The sequence below is a fragment of the Kocuria atrinae C3-8 genome, assembly GCF_000286355.1.
GTDB lineage: Bacteria > Actinomycetota > Actinomycetes > Actinomycetales > Micrococcaceae > Kocuria > Kocuria atrinae_A.
This window is the reverse complement of the sequence record NZ_AJXN01000088.1, coordinates 1-5,248: the sequence shown is the minus strand read 5'-3', so window position 1 is coordinate 5,248 and position 5,248 is coordinate 1. Positions and strand designations below refer to the sequence as shown.

1 protein-coding gene and 3 pseudogenes are annotated in these 5,248 nt (G+C 63.4%); 2 read left to right on the top strand and 2 right to left on the bottom strand.

Annotation, left to right across the window (positions count from 1 at the left end; all coding sequences use genetic code 11):
* Positions 1 to 371 (bottom strand): hypothetical protein (locus YO9_RS17900; protein WP_223286378.1); only part of this gene is annotated, 371 nt, incomplete at its 3' end.
* Positions 372 to 380: 9 nt separating this feature from the next.
* Positions 381 to 1,744, bottom strand: a pseudogene (locus YO9_RS0109790) (amino acid permease).
* A 299-nt stretch (positions 1,745 to 2,043) separates the two neighbouring features.
* Here YO9_RS0109790 and YO9_RS21565 point away from each other — a divergent pair.
* Both YO9_RS21565 and YO9_RS0109780 read left to right on the top strand, forming a co-directional pair.
* Positions 2,044 to 3,616: pseudogene (locus YO9_RS21565) on the top strand (AbgT family transporter).
* A 163-nt stretch (positions 3,617 to 3,779) separates the two neighbouring features.
* A pseudogene (locus YO9_RS0109780) lies at positions 3,780 to 5,248 on the top strand (hypothetical protein); the annotation flags it as partial.

Here is a 5,248-nt window from a genome sequence, read left to right as displayed (position 1 = left end):
TCATCTGTGAAGGGCCGGTAATACCTCTCAATGGGACCTCTCAAATCTATTCGATTGCTTTCCAGTAGATCTAATGCCTCGGGACCATACTTCACTGTTACGTGAGTTTTCAGATTATTAAGAATATTAGTGATTGTGGTCTCATTGTCGTGTGCTGAATTATCTGCGAACAGTGATCTAGAGACTTTTTGTTGACCGCTTTCATTTTGCCCTGCTCTACGTTCGATTATTAGACCGAGGATAAGAAGGGCTACGATTAGGAAAATTACGCCAAGAGCTCCAAATAATTTTCCAGCAATAAAGAGCAAGATGATGCAGTTGATCGTTCCGATGATTTTTCTACCGGTGCTTGGATTCTTGTTACTAGACATTGAATAGTCCTAGGAGATACGTTCGGTACCGGTGACAGCGGCGTCGTCGTCGGGAAGAACCGTGCGCTGGCGACCCTTGCCCTTGACGAACGTGAAGAACACGCCGGTCATGATGACTAGCCACGCGAGGCCCACGATCAGGGCGATGCGGGTGTCCGGGGTGAAGGCGAGCAGCACGATCACGAAGGCCATGAACGCCAGGGCGAGGTAGGTGCTGACGCGACCACCGGGCAGCGGGTATGAGCTGCGCGGGGCGCCGGCGCGGGCGCGTTCGCGGGACATGCCCAGGTGGGAGAGCAGGATCATGATCCAGACCCACACCGTGGCGAACGTGGCCAGGGACGCGATGATCAAGAAGACGTTCTCCGGGATCACGGCGTTGAGGATCACGCCGATCACCAGGACGCCCGCCATCAGCGCAACCGTGAGGGTCGGAACGCCGGTGCGGCCCACGTGGGTGAAGGCGCGGGGAGCGTGACCCTGCTGGGCCAGGCCGTAGACCATGCGACCGGAACCGAAGATGTCCGAGTTGATGGCGGAGATCGCCGCCGTGATGATCACCGCGTTGAGGATGTGTGCGGCGTAGGGGATGCCCAGGGAATCGAAGATCTGGACAAAGGGGCTGACCTCGCCGGTGACCTCGTTCCAGGGGAACAGGCACATCAGCACGAACAAGGTGAGCACGTAGAAGAGCAGGATGCGCACGGGAACCGTGTTGATCGCGGCGGGGATGGTCTTGGAGGGGATCTTGGCCTCGCCGGCGGTGATGCCGATGGTCTCGATGCCACCGAACGCGAACATCACCACGGAGAAGGACAGCAGCAGACCGATGAAGCCGTTGGGGAACAGGCCGCCGTGATCGACCAGGTTGTGGAGTCCGGGCGGCGTGCTGGAGGGGACCGAGAAGCCGAAGATGAGGATCGCGAAACCGCCCACGATCATCAGAATGATGGCCGTGACCTTCACGATGGTCAGCCAGAACTCGAGCTCGCCGAACACCTTGACGTTGAGCAGATTGAGGCCGGTGATGAGCAGAACGATGGCCAGCACCCAGATCCATTGCGGGGTGTCCGGGAACCAGAACTGCATGTATATGCCGAAGGCCGTGACGTCCGCGAGAGCCACGATGGCCATCTCGAACACGAACGTCCACCCCGTGATGAAGCCGGCGAGCGGGCCCAGGTAACGGCCGGCGTACTGACCGAACGAACCGGTCACCGGGTGCAGCACGGCCATCTCACCCAGGCGCGCATGACCAGGAACACCACCGCGCCACCGATCATGTACGCGAACAGCACGGCGGGGCCGGCGGCCTGGATCGCGGAGGCGGAACCGTAGAACAGGCCGGTTCCGATGGCCGAACCCAGGGCCATGAAGCGCACGTGGCGCACGGTCAGACCGCGCTTGAGGGCAGCGGGAAATTCGCTCACGGGAGTACCTTCAGTAGGTGATTCTGCTCAGGCTTTGCTCAGAAAATCGTGCGGTCCAGCACGAAAGCCTTTAGGAGATTACACCCGTTGCCCCGCACTCATTAATCCGTGCCGACCAGTGCTGGAGCGGGACGCACCGGCCGTAATGCTCGCGCGCACAAGTGCGCCACGGCTCGTCATCACTGGTGGGCGGCCGACCGCCGGGTAATTTAACCGTCATCCGATCGTGACCGCCTCAAGAAATGGGTCGAGCCATGTCTTCCTCATCACAGCCTGCAACTTCTGGAAAGAAGCAGAAAAACGGCGACGGCGCACTGCTCAGAGTGCTCAACTGGATCGAATGGGTGGGCAATAAACTGCCGGATCCGTTCTGGTTGTTCTTCATCCTCGCGGGTGTGGTTCTGGCCTTGAGCGGGATCTTCGGCGCCATGGGACTGAGCGCGGTCAACCCGGCCACCGATGAGACCATCCAGGTCACGAACCTGCTCTCGCCGGAGGGGCTGCGGCAGATCGTGACCGAGGCGGTGACGAACTTTGTGGAGTTCCCGCCGCTGGGCCTGGTGGTCGTGATCCTCTTGGGCGTCGCGGTGGCGGAGGAGTCCGGAATGCTTTCGGCGGCACTGCGCGGATCCGTCTCGCGTGTGGGCCCCAAGTGGCTGACCTTCGTGCTCGCGCTGACCGGCATCACCGGCTCGATCGCGGCGGACGCCATGTACGTGGTGCTCATCCCGCTCGGCGCGCTCGCCTTCAAGGCAGCCGGGCGCTCGCCGGTGGTCGGCCTGATCGTCGCTTTCTGCTCGGTCGCGGCGGGCTTCAACGCGTCGCTCTTGCCGACGGCGTCGGACGCGTTGCTCGCGGGCATTACGACGGCGGCCGCGGGCCTGATCGACCCAACGTGATCGTCACTCCCATCTCCAACTACTTCTTCAATATCGTCTCCTCCCTGGTCCTGGCCGGAATCATCACGGTGGTCACCGAAACCGTGATCGCCAAGCGGGGGCAGGCGGTCGAGGAGGATACGGACACCAAGGAGCAGGACATGGGGTCCTTCTCCGATATGAAGCTCAAGCCCGGCGAGAAGCGCGGACTGCGCAACTCAGGCATCGCCTTCGCCATCATGCTGGCGATCTACCTGGCCCTGCTCCTGACCCCCGGCTCTCCGCTGCGCGCGGAGGACGGAACCATCCTGATGTCCCCGCTGCTGCTCAACGTGGGCATTGTCATCGCGATCATGTTCGCGGTCATGGGCTGGGTCTACGGTCGAGCCGCAGGCACCATGACCCGTGCGCGCCAGATTCCCGAGGCCATGGCCAAGGGCATCGTGTCCGTGGCACCCGTTCTGGTGCTGTTCTTCGCCGCCGCGCAGTTCACCGCGTACTTCGAGTGGTCCGGTATTGGTCCGGTTCTGGCGGTGTACGGCGCGGACTTCATCGGTGGTCTGGGGCTGCACCCCGTGATCATGTTCGCGGGCGTGGTGGCCATCGTGGCGGTCATGAACCTGCTGATCACCTCCGGCTCCGCGCAGTGGACGCTGCTCGCGCCCGTGATGGTGCCCATGCTCATGCTGCTGGATGTCTCCCCGGAGACACTCAGGCGCTGTTCCGGATCGGTGATTCACCCACCAACGTGCTCAGCCCCGTGAGCCCCTACTTCGCACTGGTCCTGGGTTACCTGCGGCGCTACCAGAAGGACGCCGGCGTGGGCACCCTGATCTCGCTGGTGCTGCCGCTGTCGATCGCCATGTTGATCGGTTGGTTCCTGCTGTTCGTCGGCTGGTATCTGCTCGGACTGCCGCTCGGCCCGCAAGACCTGTAACCCTCGCGCGGGACGGTTATGCATTTGCCCTGGTCAGAACGGATACACGCGTCACAATGTGCCCTAAAGGGCCCACACGCTTATGGGTGTCGGAGGTCTCTGGCAATGTCTGGTATTCAGGAAACATTCAGCGAATGTGACAGAGCCAGCAAGGGGAGGGGCTATGCCCTCATCAGCGTACGGACCGGGCGACGAGACTCAACCGGTGCCTCGGGCACAGGACTCGGAGACGACCAAGGCCATGCCCGCGGTCGGTGGCCCGGGAGATGATGGGCCTGGGACGGGCCCCGAGAAGGCCGCGTCCCAGCTGCCCGCTCCACTGCGGGGGATGACCGGTAAGCACTGGCTCGTACCGGTGATCGCGGGAATCAGCGGCTATCTGGCCACGGTCCTCGCCACGGTGATCGCTCTTCTGATCACGTTGCTGGGATTCGCCCTGTCCGGGGACTCGTCCTCCAACGACATCGCCTCGGACGTGACCACTGGGATCGAGAGCAGCACGGACGCCAACCAGGTATGGGTGGCCATCTGTCTTCCCTTCCAGATGGCCGCGCTCGCGTTCCTGGCACCGCTCCGTCTGGTCGTGAGCGGAGGCGCGGAAGGCGTCTCGATGGGCCTGATCTTCCCGCTGTATCTCCCGTTGCTGTGCGGCGTTCTCACGGCGTGGTTGGTGGCGCGGAAGCTCAGTGGTCGCCTCAGTCTCGACAACCGCGTGGCCCAGTGGCTCATGGCTGCCATTGCAGGCCTCGCCTGGGCGCTCACGGCGTTCATCTTCACGGCCATCACCGTGGTGCGCACGGACGTCCCGCTGTTCCTCTCGACCCTTGAGATGCGGCTCACCGGTGTCAGCTTTGCCTTGGTCGCGGTGGCTTTCCTGGTGGGGTTGCTGGCCACCGCCTCGGCTCTCAACGTTCGAGTCGCTCAACCCGCGCCCGGTCGCGTGGTGACCACCACGGAGCGGCATGCTCCGGGGCTGCTCCAGGTGCTGCGACCCATTGCCATTCACCTGCTGGTGTTCTGTGTTCTCGCCGGCCTCGGAATGGTGATCTACGCGTTCATCGAAGGCGGTGCCGCCGCGGGATTCTCGGCGGTGTTGTGGGTGCCCATGGCCGCAGGAGTGCTGTTCGTGCTCTCGCACCTGTCCGCCGTCACCGTGACGGGCGCCGGCGGCTGGCTCGCGGAGGCATCTGGATCCTCGAACGTCGCCTACTTGTGGACGGACGGCGACCAACCCGTGTGGGCCATCGTCCTCCTGGTTCTGCTGGCCGTGATTTCGGCGGTGTGTGCCGCACTGAGCTGGGCACACGTGCGCCCGGTGGACCAGCGGGTCGCCCGCACGGTTCAGTCCTGGGCCGTGCTCCCCGGGGCCTACCTGCTGCTTGGTCTACTGGTCATGTGGTTGCTGCGCGCCTCGGGCCAGCTGGGCGGGTTTTTCGGTCTGGACGGCGTTCTGGCCGTGCGTCCCGTGGCGTGGACGTGCCTGGTCTTCCTCCTCTGGGGTGCCGCGATTGAAGCCCTCGCGCGCTTCGTGGCCCCTGCATTCATCGGGGTTCTTCCCGGCGGTGTGAACCGTGCGCTGCGCGGTTCGGACCGAGCCCGAGGTCGCGCAGCGGTGGTCGCCTCGCCGCGCGC